14 protein-coding genes, 4 pseudogenes and 1 CRISPR repeat array are annotated in these 19,201 nt (G+C 70.4%); of the genes and pseudogenes, 8 read left to right on the top strand and 10 right to left on the bottom strand.

Annotation, left to right across the window (positions count from 1 at the left end):
• Positions 1-782: 782 nt before the first annotated feature.
• A complete protein-coding gene (locus tag JE024_RS39875) occupies positions 783-1,025 on the bottom strand; it encodes a helix-turn-helix domain-containing protein (protein ID WP_205378836.1) in 243 nt (80 codons plus the stop codon).
• A gap of 276 nt (positions 1,026-1,301) precedes the next feature.
• Positions 1,302-2,612: direct repeats of the CRISPR family, unit length 29 nt; unit sequence CGGAGCACCCCCACGCCAGCGGGGAGGAC.
• A 166-nt stretch (positions 2,613-2,778) separates the two neighbouring features.
• Between JE024_RS39875 and cas3 the strand changes: the two genes are divergently transcribed.
• Entirely contained in the window at positions 2,779-5,709 is a 2,931-nt protein-coding gene (gene cas3 / locus JE024_RS39870) for a CRISPR-associated helicase Cas3' (protein ID WP_372449922.1), read from the top strand.
• Here the strand turns inward: cas3 and JE024_RS42525 are convergent.
• Both JE024_RS42525 and JE024_RS39860 read right to left on the bottom strand, forming a co-directional pair.
• Positions 5,676-6,056, bottom strand: coding sequence for a GNAT family N-acetyltransferase (locus JE024_RS42525; RefSeq protein ID WP_372449921.1), 381 nt, complete (start codon positions 6,054-6,056; stop codon positions 5,676-5,678). The two genes, cas3 and JE024_RS42525, sit on opposite strands and share 34 nt — an antisense overlap.
• Before the next feature lie 1,367 nt (positions 6,057-7,423).
• On the bottom strand, positions 7,424-8,689 hold the full coding sequence (locus JE024_RS39860; protein ID WP_205378833.1) for a hypothetical protein: 1,266 nt from the start codon (positions 8,687-8,689) through the stop codon (positions 7,424-7,426).
• Positions 8,690-9,532: 843 nt separating this feature from the next.
• Between JE024_RS39860 and JE024_RS39855 the strand changes: the two genes are divergently transcribed.
• Positions 9,533-9,697 (top strand): hypothetical protein, encoded by a 165-nt coding sequence (locus JE024_RS39855; RefSeq protein WP_205378832.1) that lies wholly within the window; start codon positions 9,533-9,535, stop codon positions 9,695-9,697.
• Between the two features lie 518 nt (positions 9,698-10,215).
• Here JE024_RS39855 and JE024_RS39850 read toward each other — a convergent pair.
• The 6 genes and pseudogenes from JE024_RS39850 to JE024_RS41790 all read right to left on the bottom strand — a co-directional run.
• A pseudogene (locus JE024_RS39850) lies at positions 10,216-10,389 on the bottom strand (acetaldehyde dehydrogenase (acetylating)); the annotation flags it as partial.
• Positions 10,386-11,172 (bottom strand): annotated as a pseudogene (locus tag JE024_RS39845) (fumarylacetoacetate hydrolase family protein). The pseudogenes JE024_RS39845 and JE024_RS39850, both read right to left, overlap by 4 nt.
• Positions 11,173-11,273: 101 nt before the next feature.
• A pseudogene (locus tag JE024_RS39840) lies at positions 11,274-11,513 on the bottom strand (STAS domain-containing protein); the annotation flags it as partial.
• A gap of 233 nt (positions 11,514-11,746) precedes the next feature.
• Complete coding sequence (locus tag JE024_RS42060) at positions 11,747-12,040, bottom strand: DUF6087 family protein (protein ID WP_280521600.1); 294 nt, start codon at positions 12,038-12,040, stop codon at positions 11,747-11,749.
• A 13-nt stretch (positions 12,041-12,053) separates the two neighbouring features.
• Positions 12,054-12,677, bottom strand: a complete 624-nt coding sequence (locus tag JE024_RS39835; protein WP_244883745.1) for an NsdA family TPR-like regulatory protein — start codon at positions 12,675-12,677, stop codon at positions 12,054-12,056.
• The gene (locus tag JE024_RS41790; protein WP_244883743.1) at positions 12,638-13,081 is read right to left on the bottom strand and encodes a hypothetical protein; all 444 of its coding nucleotides are present in this window, start codon (positions 13,079-13,081) and stop codon (positions 12,638-12,640) included. The genes JE024_RS39835 and JE024_RS41790 overlap by 40 nt, the downstream gene beginning before the upstream one ends.
• 78 nt (positions 13,082-13,159) lie before the next feature.
• Between JE024_RS41790 and JE024_RS39830 the strand changes: the two genes are divergently transcribed.
• The 6 genes from JE024_RS39830 (at position 13,160) to JE024_RS39805 (ending at position 18,285) form a co-directional block, all read left to right on the top strand.
• Positions 13,160-13,432: a putative ATP-grasp-modified RiPP gene (locus JE024_RS39830; protein ID WP_205378831.1), complete on the top strand. Its 273-nt coding sequence runs from the start codon at positions 13,160-13,162 to the stop codon at positions 13,430-13,432.
• Between the two features lie 3 nt (positions 13,433-13,435).
• Positions 13,436-14,422, top strand: a complete 987-nt coding sequence (gene tgmB, locus JE024_RS39825) for an ATP-grasp ribosomal peptide maturase (protein ID WP_205378830.1) — start codon at positions 13,436-13,438, stop codon at positions 14,420-14,422.
• Positions 14,419-15,618 (top strand): ATP-grasp peptide maturase system methyltransferase, encoded by a 1,200-nt coding sequence (tgmC, locus tag JE024_RS39820; RefSeq protein WP_205378829.1) that lies wholly within the window; start codon positions 14,419-14,421, stop codon positions 15,616-15,618. The genes tgmB and tgmC overlap by 4 nt, the downstream gene beginning before the upstream one ends.
• A 432-nt stretch (positions 15,619-16,050) precedes the next feature.
• A complete protein-coding gene (locus JE024_RS39815; protein WP_205378828.1) occupies positions 16,051-16,536 on the top strand; it encodes an NAD-dependent epimerase/dehydratase family protein in 486 nt (161 codons plus the stop codon).
• Complete coding sequence (locus JE024_RS39810; protein WP_205378827.1) at positions 16,529-17,650, top strand: DegT/DnrJ/EryC1/StrS family aminotransferase; 1,122 nt, start codon at positions 16,529-16,531, stop codon at positions 17,648-17,650. Before JE024_RS39815 ends, JE024_RS39810 begins: the two co-directional genes overlap by 8 nt.
• Positions 17,647-18,285 (top strand): formyl transferase, encoded by a 639-nt coding sequence (locus tag JE024_RS39805; protein WP_205378826.1) that lies wholly within the window; start codon positions 17,647-17,649, stop codon positions 18,283-18,285. The genes JE024_RS39810 and JE024_RS39805 overlap by 4 nt, the downstream gene beginning before the upstream one ends.
• Positions 18,286-18,544: 259 nt before the next feature.
• On the opposite strand, the pseudogene JE024_RS39800 reads toward JE024_RS39805, so the two are convergent.
• A pseudogene (locus JE024_RS39800) lies at positions 18,545-18,760 on the bottom strand (IS5/IS1182 family transposase); the annotation flags it as partial.
• Positions 18,761-19,201: the final 441 nt, after the last annotated feature.

Below are 19,201 nucleotides of genomic sequence, written 5' to 3'. Positions count from 1 at the left end.
CCCTGCGCAACGATCCTGGGGGGCTGAAGGGCAGGGGCGGCACGGACCCCCACGCCAGCGGGGAGGACACCGGCGCCTACCGCGGGACTCGTCCGTCGCCCGGAGCACCCCCACGCCAGCGAGGAGGACCTACTGATAGCCCTGGGTTCGCCGGGGCCGACGCCGTCAACTCACCTGGCCCGGCCGGGGCGGACGTTGCCGCAGTCCCGGCCGGACCCGCGGGTGCAGACGGGCGGAACGGCACCGCTGGCCGCGACGGGCAGACCTATCCGGACGGGTACACCCTCCAGACGTCACCGCTGGCCCCCGACTCCCTGGTCTGCCGCTGCAGCAGCGCGCCGGCCCCGGACCCGAGCCCGACCGGGCCACCGTCGGCGCTTGGGCTCGACCCGACCCGCAGGCAGTACCCATGGCGTTGCCCCCGTCCCGGCCATGCGCCGGAGGCGGGGGTCGCTTTGCTGGCCGGTCCTCGCACACCTGATCTGTGCGGCAGTGGCCAGCCCCGGCGTACGCGGAGAGTGGACAGCCGAGGACACTCGGCACCTTGAGCACGTGGGCAGGCGGCACAGGATGAGGACCGCGGTGCAGGTCCAAGTCGCTTACTTGCGGATCGGCCGGGAGTACGACCGGACGCCGTGCCGGGAGTGCCGCGGTACCCAAACGATGGCTGTGCTCATAGGGGGCCACGTCATCGTCACCTGCGATGCCACCGGCGGAGCGACCCCTCAGCGGATGCTGACTGCAGCCGAGTTCGCCAGCAGTCGGCCGTAGTCACCCGGCCTTCACTCCCTCACCAGTTCAGAAAGTGGGACGCCGATCGCGTCCGCGATCCGCAGCAACGAGTCGAGCATCGGCGCCACGTTGCCGTACTCGATGTCCTGGTACGACGACCGGTCCGCTCGGCGACCGCCTGCTGCGTCAACCGGGCCTCCTCGCGCGCGGCCAAGGATCTGCCGGGCGATCCGACGGCGGGGGCGCAGCAGGTCGGGATCGGGCAGGATGACGCGTGGCACAAGGAGCCACATGTCCGGTAAATGATCTCTGTGTATGCAGGGTCAATCCAGCATCAGGGTCCGCGGGATCCCACTCCCAGACCTCGCCCCTGGCCCACACACTTCCCGACTGCCAGGACGCGACACCACAGCGGCCATGGCGTACGCATCTCCGCGCGACGCCACGAGGAGCACCCCCACGCCAGCGGGAAGGACCCGACTATTCCGGGGGGTTTTCATGCCCGAGCGGAGCACCCCCCACTCAAGCGGGGAGGACCAGCTCGACGACCCGCGCCCGCAGCCCGTCCGCGGAGCACCCCCACGCCAGCGGGGAAGACGATCGCGGCGGCGAACCGTTCGCGGCGGGAGTCGGAGCACCCCCACGCCGGCGGGGAGGACTTGCCCAGCCGGTGTCCGGTGAGGTCGCCGTTCGGAGCACCCCCACGCCAGCGGGGAGGACCCAAGCATGCGCTTCTTATCGTCCTTCGGCGCCGGAGCACCCCCACGCCAGCGGGGAGGACGTTCTGGGAAGGCCATCGGCCGCACCCCGTCGCGGAGCACCCCCACGCCAGCGCGGAGGACTCGGTCTGCCCGAGACCGCCGTAGGTGCCCGTCGGAGCACCCCCACGCCAGCGGGGAGGACCGCACCGTGCAGGACGCCGCGGCGGCGCAGTTCGGAGCACCCCCACGCCAGCGGGGAGGACGCGGCCACCACCGACGAAGAGTCGCGCGGGGACGGAGCACCCCCACGCCAGCGGGGAGGACGGTGGCGGTGCGGCCGCCGTGCCCGGTGTTCGCGGAGCACCCCCACGCCAGCGGGGAGGACCCGCAGATCCTGCAAGGCGTTCCCCCTGCGGGCGGAGCACCCCCACGCCAGCGGGGAGGACCTGCTCGCGGCCTGGAGAGCGTCCTGCTTGATCGGAGCACCCCCACGCCAGCGGGGAGGACTGCACCGCGACGCGGCCGCCATCAGCAGCACCCGGAGCACCCCCACGCCAGCGGGGAGGACGGGGAGATCATGTGGCCTCGCCCGCCGGCCAGCGGAGCACCCCCACGCCAGCGGGGAGGACCTGGCGCGCTGGTTCGGCGTCAGCATCGCCTACGGAGCACCCCCACGCCAGCGGGGAGGACAGCTGCAATCCGGTGATGGGCCCGAGCACCTGCGGAGCACCCCCACGCCAGCGGGGAGGACTTGGCGAGTTGGAGCGACAACCCCCGGTTGTCGCGGAGCACCCCCACGCCAGCGGGGAGGACGTTCCCCAGGTGGTCGACGAGCCGCCGGTGAGCGGAGCACCCCCACGCCAGCGGGGAGGACGCCCCGCACGCCCGGTACGCCGTGAAGCGGATCGGAGCACCCCCACGCCAGCGGGGAGGACGGCTGCTGCTCCGGCTCCTTCGGCGCTGCCGTCGGAGCACCCCCACGCCAGCGGGGAGGACGCCCCGAGGACGTGCTCAATCAGCAGTACCAGCGGAGCACCCCCACGCCAGCGGGGAGGACCTGCTCGCGGCCTGGAGAGCGTCCTGCTTGATCGGAGCACCCCCACGCCAGCGGGGAGGACTGCACCGCGACGCGGCCGCCATCAGCAGCACCCGGAGCACCCCCACGCCAGCGGGGAGGACGCTTCCTGACCTGGGCCTTAGCAGTGGCTTTGCTTTTTCTTTGCCTGCTGCTGAGAGGAGGGTTGGTGTTGCACGGGGTCACTGTAGCGGGACTGGTTGAGGCCAGGGGCGTTGTCGGCGGGGAGTGGTTGAATGCCGGTTCTCAGAGAAGGACTGGCGTTGTTGGGTGGAGGTAGTGGTGTCTGAGGCGTGGGGTTTGCCGGACGAGTCGGTGTGGGGTAAGTCCCGGGGGCTTGATCCGGGGTTGGCTCCCTATCCTCTGGTGCGGCATCTGTTAGACGCCTCGGCTATGGCGTTGCATCTGTGGGATGCGTTTCTGTCCGAGAATCAGCGCTTGCGGATCGCGGAGGGTATGGGGTTTGCGGGTGAGAGCGAGCGTGCGCGCGCTGTGGTGGGCCTGTGTGCAGGGTTGCATGACATCGGAAAGGTGTCAGGGTTTCAGTTCTGTTCGCGACACGGCGCCAGTGGCCTGAGTCAGGGCCTGGCCAAGGATCGGGTTCGCCTGACCGGCGAGCGGTTCGGGCATGACGTGGCGGGGCTGCAGGTGACGCAGGAGGTGCTCAAGGCGCTGGGTCTGGTCGCGGGTGGGGAGGTGCGGGCGGCGACGCGGATGGCGGAGGTGATCGGTGGTCATCACGGCCGCTTCCACCGCGTGGAGGATGGTTTCTCGACCTTCCTGGGTGACGAGGTGTGGGCGGGGCAGCGGGCTGCGCATGCCGGCGTGGTGCATGCGGCGCTGGGCCGGCCTCATGTGCCGGAGGTGTTCAGCGCTGCGGCGGCAGTGCTGGTGTGCGGGGTGGTGATTCTGGCGGACTGGCTGGTGAGCCAGGAGGACTATCTGCGCGGGCGGCAGCGGGCGCTGGAGCCGTCGTTGGCGGGGCACTTCGAGCGGTCACGGCAGGATGCTGCGGGGCTGTTGGAGGGTGCGGGTCTGGCGCGGGTGCGGCTGGGGCGCAAGGGGTTCGGCGAGGCTTACGGGATTGCTGGTGAGCCGAATCCGTTGCAGCGGTCTGTGATGGGCGAGCTGCGGGGTGCGGTCGGTGAGGGGCTGCGGGGCGGAATCCTGGTGGTGACGGCGGCGCCGGGGGACGGGAAGAGCGAGACGGCTCTGGAGGCGGAGCGTGTCCTGTCCGAGGTGTTCGGTACTCAGGGGTACGCGTTTTTGCTGCCGACGATGGCGACCAGCGACCAGATGCACAGTCGGATCGCAGGGACGCTGTCGCGTCAGGCCGGTCGGGGCGGGGGCTTGACTCTGGTCCACAGCATGGCGTGGTTGAACAGCGCCTATGCCGACGAGGGCCTGGAGGCGCAGCCGGTGCTGACGTGTGACGGTGACGAGCTGGTGCGAGGTCGTGGTCGGGTGGAGGCGGATATGCGGCCGCAGCGGTGGTTGCGAGGCGCGAAGCGGCCGCTGCTGGCGCAGTTCGCGGTCGGCACGATCGACCAGGCGCTGATGGCCGTGCTGCCGGTGCGGCACAATGCGCTGCGCATGCTGGCCCTGTCGGGCAAGACGTTCATCGTCGATGAGGCTCATGCCTACGACCCGTACATGCAGACGCTGTTGGGGCGGCTGCTGACTTGGCTCGGCGCGTACGGGGTGCCGGTTGTGTTGTTGTCGGCAACGCTGCCCGGGTGGGTGAGCGACCGGCTGGTCAAGGAGTATCTGCAGGGTTGCGGGCACAAGATGCGCAACCGGAAGGGTGCCAGGAGCGCAGAGCCGACGCTGTCCGGGCGGACCTTCCCTGTTCCCTATCCGGGGTGGCTGTACGTCGACGGCGCCAGCGCCCGGTCCACTGCGATCTCCGAGCAGCGGCGGGACGAGCAGGCGTCCGCGCGGAGCATGGAGCTCGCTGTCCAGGTCGAACCGGTGTCCCGGGAGGCAGGCGTGAGGGTCCGACAGCGGCAGGATGTCATCGAGCAGCTGCTGGAGCCGGTGGGCAGCGGTGAGGGCGGCACCGCGCTGGTGGTGTGCAACACCGTGGCTGACGCGCAGGCCACGTACCTGCGGCTGCGCGACCGGTTCGATCGGCGCGCCCATCACGAGGGCGGGACTGTGCAGTTGCTGCATGCCCGCTTCCCCGCGGATGTTCGCGAAGCTCGCACCCTTGATGTGACTGCAGGTCTCGGCCGTAGTGGACCGCGTCCGGTGCGGCGGATTGTCGTAGCGACCCAGGTGGTCGAGCAGTCTCTCGACCTCGACGCCGATATCGTGATCAGCGACCTGGCCCCTATGTCGCTGCTGCTGCAGCGGGCCGGCCGCTGCTGGCGGCATCAACAGCACTGGACCCGCAACGGCTACCCGGACGGCCGGGGCCGGCCCGCTTGGGCGGACGCGCCGCGTCTGGTCGTCCTCGACCCCATCGCCGGCACTGGGCGGGTGCCCGTCCAGTGGGGAGAGGTGTATTCCGAGCACCTCCTTTCCACTACCTCCCGTACGTTGAGCAGCCTCACGAGCGGCACTATCGCCATCCCCGGGCAGGTGCAGGAACTCGTCGAGGCGGTGCACGCCGACAGTGCAGAGTTCCAATGGGAAACACCCGGCAGCCGCGAGGAGAAAGCCTGGACCGCGCACAAGGGCAAGGAGACGGCCGAGCGCAGCATGGCTGGCCTGCGGGCCGTGCCGCGGCCCAGTGTCGTCGCGGAACTTCGCAACCTGCACCACTTGCCCGGTGAGGAGGACGAATGGGAACTGTCCACCCGTCTCGGCGCCGACTCTGCGCGTGTGCTGTGCATGTACGCCCACCCAGACGGCCGCATCACGCTCGACCCGGAGGGTGCACACCCGTTGCCCGAGGTCGCAGACGGGCAGGGGAAGCTGCCCACCGCCCTTGTACGGGCGGTCATGCGCCGTACCCTCCCCGTCCGGGCAGACTGGCTTACCGGAGGAGACGCCGCAAACATGGCGCCGCCCGGAGCCTGGGCAGACCACCCCCTCCTCGGCGACCTCCGAGTCCTTCGCCACCCCCTCCACGCCGGCATCCCGCAAGCCGTCGCGTTCCGCGACCACACCCTCCGACTCGACGCAGACCTGGGCCTGGTTCGCAACGAGCGTGACACGCGACGTCAGGGCGCTGCGGCCGGACGAAGCATGCGGTAAGGGTCGCCGGGCACGGGGTCCGGGTGGAAACCGTGGCGTGCATACCAGGCGCGCAGGGCATCGTGCTGAAGGCCCCTCTGACGCCAGGAGGGGAACGGTGCTGCTGCGAGTCCGACCGGCAGACCCGCGGCGTGTGTCAGCAGTGCGCTCAGCAGACGGGTGGCGTGGCCGCGGCCCCGGTAGCGTGGATCAACTCCGATGTGGGTCACCCAGACCGCTCCGCGGTCCAGAGCGTCGAGGAAGCCGACGCGCTCCAGGGGCGTGTGCAACTCCCAGACCAGTCGCGGAACATCCGCGTCCACACGGACCAGTTGCACCTCCCCATCCACGCCGCTCCCCTCCCCCATCCCTACGCTCCCGTGTCCTGTCGTATCCGGCTGCCGGGCACGCGGTGCGGCACCCGTGCATCATCACACCATCCGCCACGCGCAGCACCGTACCGCCGCCGGGAGTCGCAGCGGGTTCTGCGAGAAGTGGCCGATGCCAGTGCAATGCGCGTGGCGGCGTCCCCGGGGACCGATCCTCCGGGTGGCGGGCAGCGAACGTCGTACGGGTCGCCCGGGGCGCTGTCAGGGCGCCGCACGACGGTGAGGTCACGAAGTCCGTGTCATGCGGTGCCGGAAGGATAGTCCCTTACAGGCGAGGGGACTGGGGCGCTTCCCCGTCCCCGGGGTGGCCCGGGGACGAGGGCGTCGCTGCACTATCAAGGTGTGGGTGTCAGGCGCACCGGGCCGGTGCGTCTGCGGTGGTGGGGCGGAAGAAGACGTCGCCGTACGGGGAATGGAAGGTGACAATGCCTGTGGGTAGTTCCAGGTGAACGCTCACGGTCCGCATCCGTGCGGCCTGCCGGGCCAGGTGACGCAGCTGCGGGCCGGGGATCGGCTGTCGAACCGGCACGTTCCGGATGAGTGTCGCGCTGGTGTAGTGCCAACCGGAGATCAGGCAGGTCTCCGCAGGATCCAGCCGGTGGACCAGTGCGAACCTGCCGTCGGGCTCGTGCCGGGCCTGCCACCAGGCAGCGACTGTTCCGTCGGCCAGGGTCAGGCCCTGCGGCTGCCCCGGGAGGATCCACCGACCCTCGTAGCGCATCCACTCAGTGCCTCGCGGACAACTGACGCTGTCGCCGTCACGGAAGGACGGCAGGACTGCATGTGCCCTGCCAGCGCGGGCACAAAGGAGGAACGGGGCAGCGGGGACGCGGGGACCGTCGTAGACAACCGGGTGGGCCGATGCTGCCGGGGCGGTGCGAGAGGCAGTGACCGTTGAGCGGGCAGGCGCGGGCATGGCAACTCCAGGGCAGGGGCGACAGGAGTCGAGAACAGGCGGCCGGGCATCCGCCGGGCCGGGCTCGACCACCACCGGCCTCACGACCGGGGGGCGGGAACCTCGCTCTCGATGCCCCGGACACTGCCTCGGAGGCCACCAAGTCGCACAACCCGTGTACCGCAGCGCCGCCACACTCCGGGCGGCGCGTACACGGCCAGCCCCGAACCCGGAACCCATGCGGGCCAGTCATCAGCGGACGACTGCGCATGTCCAGCCAGCACGATGCCCGCACCGTCCATGTCGCCGCATGCGGGACGGCGGCCGCGGGCAGTTCGCTCGACCTGCCCACCCCTCACACCGCCGCAGCACAGAAGACGTACACGCCCCTCAGGGACGGCAGACCGGGGCACCGACACGCCCCGCTCTGGCCGACCCACGGGCTGGGACCCTACGAGGAGGGGGTGTCGAACGTGAACGTGGTACCCGACGGCATGCGCAACGGCTTGTCCGCAGGGCCCTTGATCCGCAGAGGCATGATCTCCTCCCGGTGTTCATGATGCTCATGAAGCGTGTCGTTCAGCTTGTGATGAAGGTACGGGTTCGTGCAGGTGCTGCGCCGGTAGGGCGGAACGGGCCAGCGGCAAGACCAGTTGACAGTACGGCGGCCGTCGGACGCAGCCTTGTCCCGGTCCGCAGCCTGCTGCGGCGGGCGGGCCGGGGCAGCAAGATCGACAACACGCACAGCACCATCACCGATCTTCTGCGCGGCCCCGGTGGTACGGGCCTTGGCAGCAGCCTTCTTCCGCGCCGCAGGCGGCAGCGTATGCCGCCGCTCCTCGGTGAGCAGCGATCGCCCACTCTGCTGCATGATCTGCCACGTGGTATAGACGGTCGCAGCCCACTCCTGAGCGGTGTGCGGACGGATGTCGCCAAACACGTCGCCTTCAGGCAGAACGAGTTCGTTATTCCACGCCAAGGGCCCGAACAAGTGAGGGTCACGGCGCTGGAAGGACATGTCAGCAGTCACCGACTGCGCCGCCGTGACCGGACTGCCATCCTGGTCGACAGCCACAGGCTGGTCGGGATCGATACCCACTGTGTCCTGGACCCGAGGAGCGTAGAACGTCATCCATACGCCCCGCATCGACGGATCCAGCAGCGAAGGGGCGCCGTCAGGATTGTGGTGCATCCACGTCACCGGGCGGCCACCGACCTCATGACGGGTCCCATCCCACACCGACCACGACACAGCCACGATCGGAGTGTGTATCTCCACCGGCCCGGCCGGCGTGTCATACATCGCCACATCGGACCCGATCGGATCGGCAAACAGCATCAAGCCATGCGGACTCGGCGCCCGGTCAAGACTGATCGCCTCCCCCGGCGACGACCCAGCAGTCGCCGCGACAGCCAGCCCGGTGGCGTTGGCCCCAACGCTGTAACTGCGCGCCGAACGCAGCCGGTCCGCTTCCCCCATCATCAGCGTCAGTGCAGCGAACTCAGCGTTGATGGCAGCAGGAGGCAAAGCGGCAATCTCGCCCGGCAGAGGCAGCAAGGTCCAGTGCCCGTTCTCCAGGGCAGTGCGCAGCATGAGATGGCACAAGTTGGAGCGAGTGAACGCTTCCTGGCGGCGCTGCCAGTCCAGGACCCGCAGAGGGGGCGGCGCCAGCCAGCCAGAAGGCTTCGTCGGACGGAACGAGGAAGAAGAGGACATAGGGCAGCTCCAGTGCAGGACGCGGGCGAGTGAGAGAGCGCACCCGGCCAAGCCACTGGCAGAGGGCTCGACTAGCCACTCGCCGTCACCCGGAGGCGCTCTCGATGTGCGCACACTGGCCGCGGCACCTGTAAGCCGGGCAACTGCCCGCATGATGAGAACTGCAGTGAGCAGCGATATGGGAGGCCCGCTCTCTGAAGCGGGGACGGGCCGCAAGACACCGACATCGCCCGGAATATGAGACAGGCCCTGCCACAAGGGCCTGGTCTCCTAAACGTACGGAAAGCACCATCCACAAACGCCCGGACCCAGGCCCCATTTCGGCGAGCACTCTCCCACGCGCCAAGCCGACGTCGCCACGCCCCACTCCCGGATCACGGCCGCCGAAGTATCCCCGCAGGCGGCGAGGTCGACCTCCCCCGCGGCCCTTGTAGGACTCACTCACCGCCGGCCCGAGCTAAACGCTATACACCTCTGGCACTTGACCTGAGCATCCCCGCCGACCTGGGCCAACGCTCTGTGCGGACGGATGACGGAGCCCGAGACAAGTGGAGTAGCGACCGGAGCCCGGACACCAGTCGGATCAGCACCGCGCGAGCGGGGTCGACGCGGTGTGGCGTGTTGCAGACGCCGAAGCGTCCGGAGCATCCCAGCGGGCGCGGGGTCGACAGCATCGCCGCCGTGCTCGCCGTGGTGCAGCGCGGACCACCTCCGCGTGAGGGGCACGCCGAGCCGGGCTGTGCGTCACACTTCGGACAGGCTTGCTGTTCCACGTCGTTGGCATCCGACCGGTCGGAGGCGGCAGAGGTCTGAAAAGCCGCCATGGGTCCGGATTTTCGTAGAATGCAAGTCTCAGAAGGGGGCAGACCCGCTTTTGAGGCCGGCCTGCGCGCCCTGGTCGCGGCCCTGCACGACCACCCGGCCCAGCTGGCCGCCGGATACGGCGTCCGAGGCCGGGCGGCGACCTTGCGGGCCTTCGAGACGCTGCCCGCCGCCCTCCTCCTCTGATCCCTCCCCGGAAGCGGACTGGGCGATCAGGTCGTTGGGGTTGGTGAGGGGCGGTTCAGCCCCGCGCGGGCGGAGCGCGGACGCGTCGATCTTCTTCGGTGACTTAGGGTGTTCCGGTTCAGCCCCGCGCGGGCGGAGCGCGGACGCGTCGATCTTCTTCGGTGACTTAGGGTGTTCCGGTTCAGCCCCGCGCGGGCGGAGCGGACTGGTACTGCACGGTGCGCTCGGACAGGTCGAGCGGTTCAACCCCGCGGAGGCGGAGCGGACGTCTGAACGATGTCGACGTAGCCGGGCCCGACCGGTTCAGCCCTGCGCAGGCGGAGCGGACCCAGGGTAGGACAGAAATATCAGTGCTGCGGACGGTTCAGCCCCGCGCGGGCGGAGCGGACAGGGAGGCGGCAACCCCGGGCCGGGTGCCGACCGGTTCAGCCCCGCGCAGGCGAGGCGGACATCTACGAGGATGGAGGCAGAGCGCTCCGGTAGTTCAGCCCCGCACGGGCAGAGCGGACCCCACCATCGTCGACGCCCTCGTGGGTGGTGGCGCCCCTGAGGCGGCGGGCGCGGGGCAAGCCGTCGGATTCGGGATCGATCCCGACCATGGCGGCGATCTCCAGGGAGTCGGAGAGCCGCAGGATCTTGATCATCAGATCGGTGCCGATATCCGATCCGATGACGGCGACCTTCGTGCTCATGCTGCGGCTCCCTCCGTGGCGGTGGACGCGAACGTGGTCGTGACCGTGCCGAGCCCTTCGATGTGCGCGGTGAACTGGTCTCCCGCGGCAGCGACTGCCATCGGCCCGAGGGCACCGGTCAGGACGATTTCGCCGGCCCGCAGCGGTTCGCCGAGCCCGGCGAGGGTGGAGGCGAGCCAGAGGGCGGCGGTGAGTGGGCTGCCGAGGCAGTCGGCGCCGGTGCCCTCGGAGACCGTCTTGCCGTTCTTGGTGAGGGTCATCGTCACGGCCCGCAGATCGACGCGGTCCGGGGGGGACGGGGGTGCCGCCCAGGACGTACAGGCCGCAGGAGGCGTTGTCTGCGACGGTGTCGACGATGGTGATGTCCTACTCGGCGATGCGGCTGTCGACGATCTCCAGCGCGGGCAGCGCGAACGCCGTGGTGCGCAGCAGGTCGGCGACGGTCGGGTCGCGATGCGGCAGGTCCGTGCCGAGGACCGGGGCGACCTCGGCCTCGGCCTTCGGCTGGAAGAGTCGGCCGGGGGTGATCAGCCGTCCCTCGGGCACCGGCATGTCAACGAACAGCGCGCCGAAGCCCGGCTGGTCCGCGCCGAGCTGCCGCTGCACGGCGGGTGAGGTTGCCGCCGTCCGGCGCTGATCCCGCCTTCCATGTGCAGACGCTGCACGGCGTATGCGGCTTCGATGGACGCTTCAGGCAGGAGCGAGCGCCGGGGCGCACGGGACGCCGATGCGGGCGGCCTCCTCCAGGACAGCGGCCTCTTCGGCCTGGTGGCGGCGCCATATGCGATTCGCCGCCCTGCACGCGCGGTCACAGAACCGCCTTGTCGCTGCGGGCACTCTCCGGCAGTGGGTACACGCACCGTCGCGCCCGCCCAGCCATCGCTTCACCGTGCGCCGGGTTGCTCGATGGTGAAGACGCTGCCGACGTGGGCCAGCCGCAGCAGCCTCGCCAACCTGTGCTGGACCGCACACAGACGCAGCCCGCTGCCAGCGGTTCTCGCCGCGCGGGCGGCGGCCAGTAGCGCGGACAGGCCGGTGCAGTCGCGGAACGTCAGCCCGCCGCAGTCGACGTCGACCCGGTCGTGGGACGCCACGGCGGCCCGGAGGGCTTCCTGGACATCGGGGGGCGCTGACCGCGTCGAGGTCCCCGGCCACGGTCACCCGGCAGCGGCCGAGTCGGGTGCACTGCGACGTGGACCGTGTCGTACACGGCGCCTCCGGTCAGCGAAGCGGACGGGGTGACTATCCAGGAGAACCCTCGACCAGCGGCCATGTCCACACCCGTAGGAAGGGGCCAGGCGGCGGCAGCATCGGCCGGACGCTTCATCCCGGCCGCCGGGGCGGCGCTCAGTCTCACTTACTTGCTCGCGGCCTCGGTACCCGGGTCGATCCCGTTCACCCATAGCAGGGCTTCCCGGAGGTTCGCAGCGGTGCCTGCGGGCTCGTATGAGAAGCCGTTCCACTCCTCCAGAGCCCGCGGCTCGTCCGGGCGGAGGTGTCCTCCACCGCCATGGAGCGGGCGGTGCCGACGGTGAACGTTCATGGGCGCCCGGCGCCGCTTCTCGTATGCGGCCAGCGGGTCGCCCGCGTCGACGCGCGGGATCGCGCGGGACGGTTGGTTCGGCGGTCCGGGTCGGGAGTGCTTGCCCATAGGTTTGATGGTCTCAGGCCGCGACGGCGGTCGGCCGGGCCGCGGCGAGATCCGCCGCACGCGTGCGGACCTCGTCCATCGCAGCGGTCCGGTACGGCCGGGCGGCGTACAGCAGCGTGTTGAGGCGGGAAGCGACCAGCGTGGAGTCGACGCGGGCGGCGTCTTCCAGGACCTGGTGGGCCGCGGCGGCGCCCTGCTCCGGCTCGTTCTCTGTGAACAACGCGGCGGCCAGCCCGATGCGGTCCATGACCTTCACCCGGTTGAAGCCGGGCCTGCGCAGGGCTAGCGCGTCCGTGAAGTGATCACTGGCACGGCGAGGCCGGCCGATGCTGGTGAGGTCGCGGGCGGAGACCGCGCGGGCACCGGCGTGCTCAGCCGCGTCGAAGTACGCCACCCACTCCGGCACGTCGTCACCCAGACCATCGGCCACCAATTCGTCGGCGGCGCCGAGGTGCCGCTCGGCATCACGCTCGTTGCCGAGGGCGGCGTGCACCCGCCCGGTCTGGGAGGCGACCAGCGCCCTGGTTGCGGGCAGGTTCGCCTTCGCCGCGGCCACCTCCAGCAGACCGAGGGCGTCATCGGGGTGCCCCAGGTAGATCATCTGGTGGGACATGCGGGTGACAATCTCCACCACCATCCGGCCAGGGTCTGGGCGGCTGCCTCGGTTAGCAGCGGGAGCTGGACGGTATCCAGCGTGGGCCCGGCGGCCGTCAGCCCGAGATCACCCGGTGTGAGCCACTGGCTGACCCCATCCGAGATCACCGCCGCCAGCAGCGCGGGCACCGGCGGGCGGGGCCGTTCACCGTCGACCCAGAGGCGTACGCGGGTGGCGTCCGGGGCGATCTGCCGGTGACCTTGGCGAATCGCTTCGACGGCGATCCGGCGGGCGATCTCGCCGTGGGACAGGCCGGTGGCCGCGATCCATAGCGCAAGGTGTGGGTTGCTGGTTCTGCCGCTGATCGCCGTCTCACCCTCCCCGACTCCACTGTCACGGAGCGTGGCATTTTCGCCACGGTTCGCGGCCTCAAGGGTACTGGTCACGGCTGGTGCGGGAGGTCCATTCTGCTCCTGCGGTAGCCGCAGGGGCTATCCGCATGAGGCAAGGGGAAGGACAACCGCATGGCGACGCTTGCACCCCCAGCTCAGGTTCCGTGGGCGATGCGGCTGGTCACCGACCGGCTTCCGGTCGGCCCGCCGTCGTACGCCGCGGTGACGCTCGACGCGGCCACGCAGACCGCCCGCTACACCGACGCCGCCGGTCGGGTGGTGGAGATGGGCAAGCACGGCACTTCCAAGACCACCGGCACGGCGTCGATGTCCGGGGGCGGCGACGGGCAGACCCCGCAGCCGCAGACGCAGGACGACAACACCACCGACTACTCGTCGGACTGACCGATGGCCTCCACCGTTCTGGTCGTCACCGCGCTGGAGGACGTCACCGCGGACTGGGTCATCGCCGCGCTGAACGCGCGTGAGGTGCCCGTCGTACGGGTCGACCCGGCCGACATCGGCCCCTCCCTGGCTTTCGGCGCCCGCATCGGCGCGGGGGCGCCGGCCTGGGCCGGGCGGCTGGTCACCGGCAGCCGGGAGGTGGAGCTGGGGGAGGTGGCGGCGGTGTATTACCGCCGTCCCACCCCCTACGCCGCCCGGTTCGAGCACCTGCCGGCCCAGCAGCGCGACTTCGCCGCTGCGGAGGCCCGGCACGGGCTCGGCGGGGTGCTGAACCACTTGCACGGCGCCTTCTACGTGAACCACCCCGGCACGGTCACGGCCGCCGACTTCAAGCCCGCCCAGCTCCAGACCGCCGCCCAGCTCGGCCTCACGATCCCGCCGACGCTGGTCACCAATGACGTTAAGCAGGCACGCAAGTTCGCCGCCGACCACGCACGCGTGATCTACAAGACGTTCCGGGGCCTGCCCCGCGACGAGGACGGGCACACCGGAGCGATCTGGGCCCAGCGCGTCGATGCCGACACCTTCGACGACTCGCTCGCGGTAACTGCGCACCTGTTCCAGGCGGAGATCCCCAAGACCTGCGATGTGCGCGTGACCGTGGTCGGCCGGCGGGTGTTCGCCCAGCAGATCGCCGCCCCGGACGGGGCGCTGGACTGGCGTCGCGGCGACTGGGACGCCCTGCTGCACGCCCCGATCGCCGTGCCGACGCCTATCGAGGCAGCGCTGCACAGCTACCTGTCGGCGTTCGGCCTGGTCTTCGGTTGCTTCGACTTCGCCCTGACCGGCGACGGCCACGAGCCCGGCGACTGGGTGTTCATCGAGTGCAATCCGAACGGCCAGTGGGGCTGGCTGCCCGACGCCGACGACATTACGTCGGCGTTCGCCGACATCCTGAGTACGAGCACGGAAGGAGGCGGGGCGCGATGACGATGCCCGCCAACCTCGAGACCGATGCCGCCCGTCTGCGCGAGGCGATGGTGACGGCCCTCGCCAGCGACGGCGTCCTTGCCGATCCCGGCTGGCGGGTCGCGGTCGAGCGGGTGCCTCGGCACCGGTTCGTGCCGGGCTTCTACCTGCCCGCCGACGAGCGCGACGGGCAGGGCCTAACGGCGTGGGAGCCGGTCACCGCCGAACTCGCCTATGGCCGCTGGCTGGCCACCGCGTACTCCGACACGACGCTGATCACGCAGTTCGACAGCGACGAACCCGACTGGAAGCAGCCCGTCGTGCGACACGGCGGGGCCCCGACTTCGTCGTCCACGCTGCCCTCGCTCGTCGTACGTATGTGGGCCGACGCGGACGTGCGCGAGGGCCACACGGTGCTAGAGATCGGCACCGGCACCGGCTACTCCACCGCGCTCGCCTGCGAACGCCTCGGCTCGACCGGCGTGACCTCCATCGAGGTCGATCCGCACCGGCTGGATCAGGCGGCCAGCACCCTGTACGGCTGCGGGTACACGCCCACCCTGGCGGTGGCGGACGGCCTGTACGGCTACTGGCCCGAGGCCAAGTTCGACCGGATCGTGGCCGCCTGCTCGTTTCGGGCTGTTCCCCCGGCACTGCTCGCGCAGGCCCGGCCGGGCGGGAAGATCCTGCTCCCCCTCTCGGGCTGGCTCTACGGGTACGCCCGTGTCCTGCTGACGGTGAACGGCGACGGCACCGCCGAGGGCCGCCTGCTGGGCAGCACCGTCTCCTTCATGTCCGCCCGCGTTCACGCGGCGCCGGCGTTCGGCAACCCCGCCCACTGGGCAGCGGGCCTCCCGGAGACGGGCCGGGCGGCCCGGCACAGCCCAGAGCGGATCACTGCCGGGACCGAAGAGGCCTTTCACCTGCGGTTCCTCGCTCAGTGTGCCGTGCCGGACGCGCAGATGACGACCGTCGGCGAGGTGGTGCACCTGGTCGACGTCGTCACCGGCTCGGCCGCCACCCTCACTCCGGTAGACGGGCGCTGGGAGGTCCGCGAGGGCGGCCCAGTGCCGCTGTGGGAACGGATCGAGCGTGTGCTGTCCTCGTACGACGAGGCGGGCCGGCCGGGGCCGGAGACGTTCACCCTGCAAGTCCACGACGGCGGGCAGCACCTGCGGCACCCGCAGTTGCCCGGTCTGCCGCTACCGAAGCCCTGACGGGCAGGGAGGGACACCAGGCGCCCGCGGGGAGAGTGACGGCCCCCGCCGGGCACCTGGCAGTTGGGCTGTCCGCCTGCCAGGACCGCCCGCCCAGCGGGGGCACTTCACCGATATCCGCGCCCGGTGCACAGCGGTGCCTCTACCGGTCCAGCCCGACATGTGAACGCCCTCGTCCGGCACACCCCCGCGTCGGCGGGGAGGACAGCCGGATCAGGTGCGGGTAGGACTTGTTCTCCGGAGCACCCCCGCGTCGGCGGGGAGGACCCCGGCGCCCGCCAGGACTCCGTGAACGGAGCCGGAGCACCCCCGCGTCGGCGGGGAGGACTCGGCGTAGACCTCGGTGTCGGGGTCGGAGTGCGGAGCACCCCCGCGTCGGCGGGGAGGACACGTCCTCGGGCACTCTCGTACTGGATCACCTACGGCGTGCCGGTGTGCATCACCCGGTCGTCGAACAACTACGGACCCAACCAGCACCCCGAGAAGATCATCCCGCTGTTCATCACCCGCCTGCTCAAGGGCCTGCCCGTCACACTCCACGGGGACGGCAAGCACGTACGCAACTGGCTCCACGTGGAGGACAACTGCCAGGGCGTCGAGCTGGTCCTGCGGCACGGGCAGCCCGGCGAGGCCTACAACCTCGGGGACGGCACCGACCTCACCAACGAGGAGCTGACCGGCTTCCTGCTGAGCCTGTGCGGTGCCGACTCGAGCTCCGTCCGCTACATCACCGACCGTACGGCGAATGACCGCCGCTACGCCATGGACTGCGCGAAAGCCCGTGCTCTGGGCTATGCGCCGTCCCGCGACCTCGTCGATGGACTGGCCGAGACCGTCGACTGGTACCGCCACAACCCGCACCGCTGGGCTCCGCTGCTCGGCACCGCCGCCGTCGAGAGGACGCCCTCACATGCCTGAGCAGACGCCCCCCGGGTACGCACAGAACGCGCGCCCCAGCCTTTACGGCCAGGAGTTGAAGCACGTGGACGAAGTTCTGGGCACTGGCCAGTTCGGGCACGGGTCCGTCACCGAGGAGTTCGAGCGCTCCGTCGCTGACCTCCTCGGCGTCCCCGACGTCGTGGCGGTCTCCACCGGAACGGACGCCCTTCACAACGCCTTGGCCGTGACCGGCATCCAGCCCGGCGACGAGGTCCTGGTCCCGTCCATGACGTTCTGCGCCACCGTGCAGGCGATCCTCGCGGCCGGCGCCACGCCCCGCTTCACCGAGGTCGACCCTGCCACCCTGTGCCTGACCGGTGCCGACGTGATGGATGCCCTCACCCCGGCCACCCGGGCTGTAGTGCCCGTCCTGTACGGCGGCCGCGCGGTCGACCTGACCGACGTCCAGGCCGAGCTCGACCAGCGTGGCATCACGGTGGTGGAGGACGCCGCGCACGCCTTCGGATCGATGTCCGGTCGGCGCCGTGTCGGAGCCTCGGGGACCGGGCTGACCTGCTTCAGCTTCGGCCCGATCAAGAACCTGACCTGTGGGCAGGGCGGTGCGATCGTCCCTCGCACCCGCGAAGAGGCCACCGCCGCCCGCCAGATGCGGCTCCTCGGCATGGTTGAATCCCCCACGGAACGAGCCCGCTCCACCACCTACCGGGTCGAGCGAGTCGGAATCCGCGGCCACATGTCGCAGCTCAACGCCGCCATCGGCCTGGCGCAACTGCCGCACTTCGACCGGGCGCGCAGCGAACGGCGCAAGCTATGGCGGACCTACGCGGCCGCCCTGGCGGACGTCGACCGGGTCCAGCTCGTAGACGTCGACCCGGAGCGGTCCGTGCCGTCCCTGTGCGCTGTGCGCGTACCGGACCGGGACCGGGTGTTCGAGATCATGCGGGGCAAGGGCATCGGCGTCGGCGCGCACTACCCGCCCAATCACACGCAGCCGGCATTCGTCGAGTGGCACCGGCCGCTGCCGGTCACGGAGATGATCGGAGCGGAGATCCTCACGCTGCCGTTCCACCAGCACATGACCAGTGCGGACGTGGGCGTGGTCGTCGCGGGGCTGGAAGGGGCCCTGGAGTGAGGCGGGCCGCAGTCCTGGGCAAAGGGGCGCTCGCTGTCCACGCCTGCGACGTGATCGCCAGCCTGCCCGATACCGTCCTGGACACGGTGGTGCCCAACGCCGACGAGCCCTCCTGGGACGTGCGCCTGTCCGAGGTAGCGGCATCTCGGTGGCCGCACGTGCGGATCGTGCCCTCCGGGGACTGGCGGGAGCTGGACCCGGGCCGCTGCGATCTCGTCTTCAGCGTCCTCTACGACCGGATCATCGGACCCCATCTGATCGAGGCGACGGACACCATCATCAACTGTCACCCCGGCCGGCTGCCGCAGTATCGCGGCGCCCGGCCGGTGAACTGGGCGCTAAGCAACGGCGAGGAACTTCACGGGATCACCGTCCATCACATCGACGCGGGCATCGACACGGGGCCCATCGTCGGCGAGGCACTGTTCTCGATCTGGCCGGACATCGACGAGGTGCGCGACGTCTGGGAGCGGACCATGCGGCACGGGCGCCTGCTCATCAGCGACGTCCTGCCCCGGCTGCGGCACATACCGCCACGACCCCAGGACGAGGCCCTGGCGGTCACGCACCACCTCCGCGAGACCGCTCTGCTCGGCGCAAGAGCCGACTGGACCCGGGCCGCCTCCGCCACGTAGCCCAGCCGACTGGTCCCTCAGCGGCGATCGGCCGCAGCCAGCACCACGTCGGCCAGGCGCTCCGCGGCATCCGGCCGGCCCTGCTCCCGGGCCCGCCTGGCTACGGCTGCACGCCGCTCCGGGTACATGAGCAGCCCATGCAGCGCCGACTGCAACGCGGCCGGGGACACGTCGTCGACGAGCGCGACGGCGGCCCCGGCCTCTTGCAGGTGCAGCGCGTTGTGGGCCTGCTCGTTCCCACAGGCACCTACTGATCGTTTCAGCCTGAGGTTCGAAGTCGTATCAAGCAGACTATGCTGCAGGCGAGTCGAAGCAGTCCGAGGTAGAGGTCGGCGCGCCTCTCGTAGCGGATCCGGAGTCGCTTGAACTGGTGAGGCCAGGCGATGGCCTGTTCCACGACCCGTGCGAATTTCGCTGTGATGCCGCGAGCCCGGAGTAGCCGACGGTACTTGTCGTAGTCGTAGCCGCGGTCGGCGGAAGTCGCTGTAGCGTTGCTCTCGCGTTCAGGGATGGTCGCCGCTGGTGGTGGGTCGACCCCATGCATGCTCTGGTTTCCCCGCGTGTGCGGCGGGGGTGACCCCTGAGGGGTCCGCGTGCGAGCGAGCGCGAAGTCTTGGTCCCTGCGTATGCGGGGGTGACGCACCGTTGACCCATCCAGTTGGTCGAGGCTCAGCCCTCGTAGTTGCGCGGAAGTGCTTGCCGTCCAGACCCATGCAACTGAGGGGTTCGTGTGCGTCCACTGCTCGATCAACAGTTAATTGGAAGGCCCACATTGAGGCTGGGCGCTGCGCTAGCGTGAGTCTTCCGGGCCTCATTGCCTGCAAGTGGAACGGGACTTGTGCTGGTGCGTCGTAGGGCGACGTACCTAAGCGCACAAGTCCCGTTCCTGTCACCGATCCAGCGAGAACCAGAGACA

The sequence above is a fragment of the Streptomyces zhihengii genome, from assembly GCF_016919245.1.
Lineage (GTDB): Bacteria > Actinomycetota > Actinomycetes > Streptomycetales > Streptomycetaceae > Streptomyces > Streptomyces zhihengii.
Note: the sequence above shows the minus strand (reverse complement) of the source record. Positions and strands in the feature narration are given on the sequence as shown.

Bases quoted from the DNA above. Each gene is read 5' to 3' on its own strand.
- JE024_RS42525 (WP_372449921.1), bottom strand. From the start codon at position 6,056: ATGGGGGAGGGGAGCGGCGTGGATGGGGAGGTGCAACTGGTCCGTGTG.
- JE024_RS39860 (WP_205378833.1), bottom strand. From the start codon at position 8,689: ATGTCCTCTTCTTCCTCGTTCCGTCCGACGAAGCCTTCTGGCTGGCTG.
- JE024_RS39830 (WP_205378831.1), top strand. From the start codon at position 13,160: ATGGCGACGCTTGCACCCCCAGCTCAGGTTCCGTGGGCGATGCGGCTG.
- tgmB (WP_205378830.1), top strand. From the start codon at position 13,436: ATGGCCTCCACCGTTCTGGTCGTCACCGCGCTGGAGGACGTCACCGCG.
- JE024_RS39810 (WP_205378827.1), top strand. From the start codon at position 16,529: ATGCCTGAGCAGACGCCCCCCGGGTACGCACAGAACGCGCGCCCCAGC.
- JE024_RS39875 (WP_205378836.1), bottom strand. From the start codon at position 1,025: ATGTGGCTCCTTGTGCCACGCGTCATCCTGCCCGATCCCGACCTGCTG.
- tgmC (WP_205378829.1), top strand. From the start codon at position 14,419: ATGACGATGCCCGCCAACCTCGAGACCGATGCCGCCCGTCTGCGCGAG.
- JE024_RS39855 (WP_205378832.1), top strand. From the start codon at position 9,533: ATGCAAGTCTCAGAAGGGGGCAGACCCGCTTTTGAGGCCGGCCTGCGC.
- JE024_RS39835 (WP_244883745.1), bottom strand. From the start codon at position 12,677: ATGGTGGTGGAGATTGTCACCCGCATGTCCCACCAGATGATCTACCTG.
- JE024_RS42060 (WP_280521600.1), bottom strand. From the start codon at position 12,040: ATGGGCAAGCACTCCCGACCCGGACCGCCGAACCAACCGTCCCGCGCG.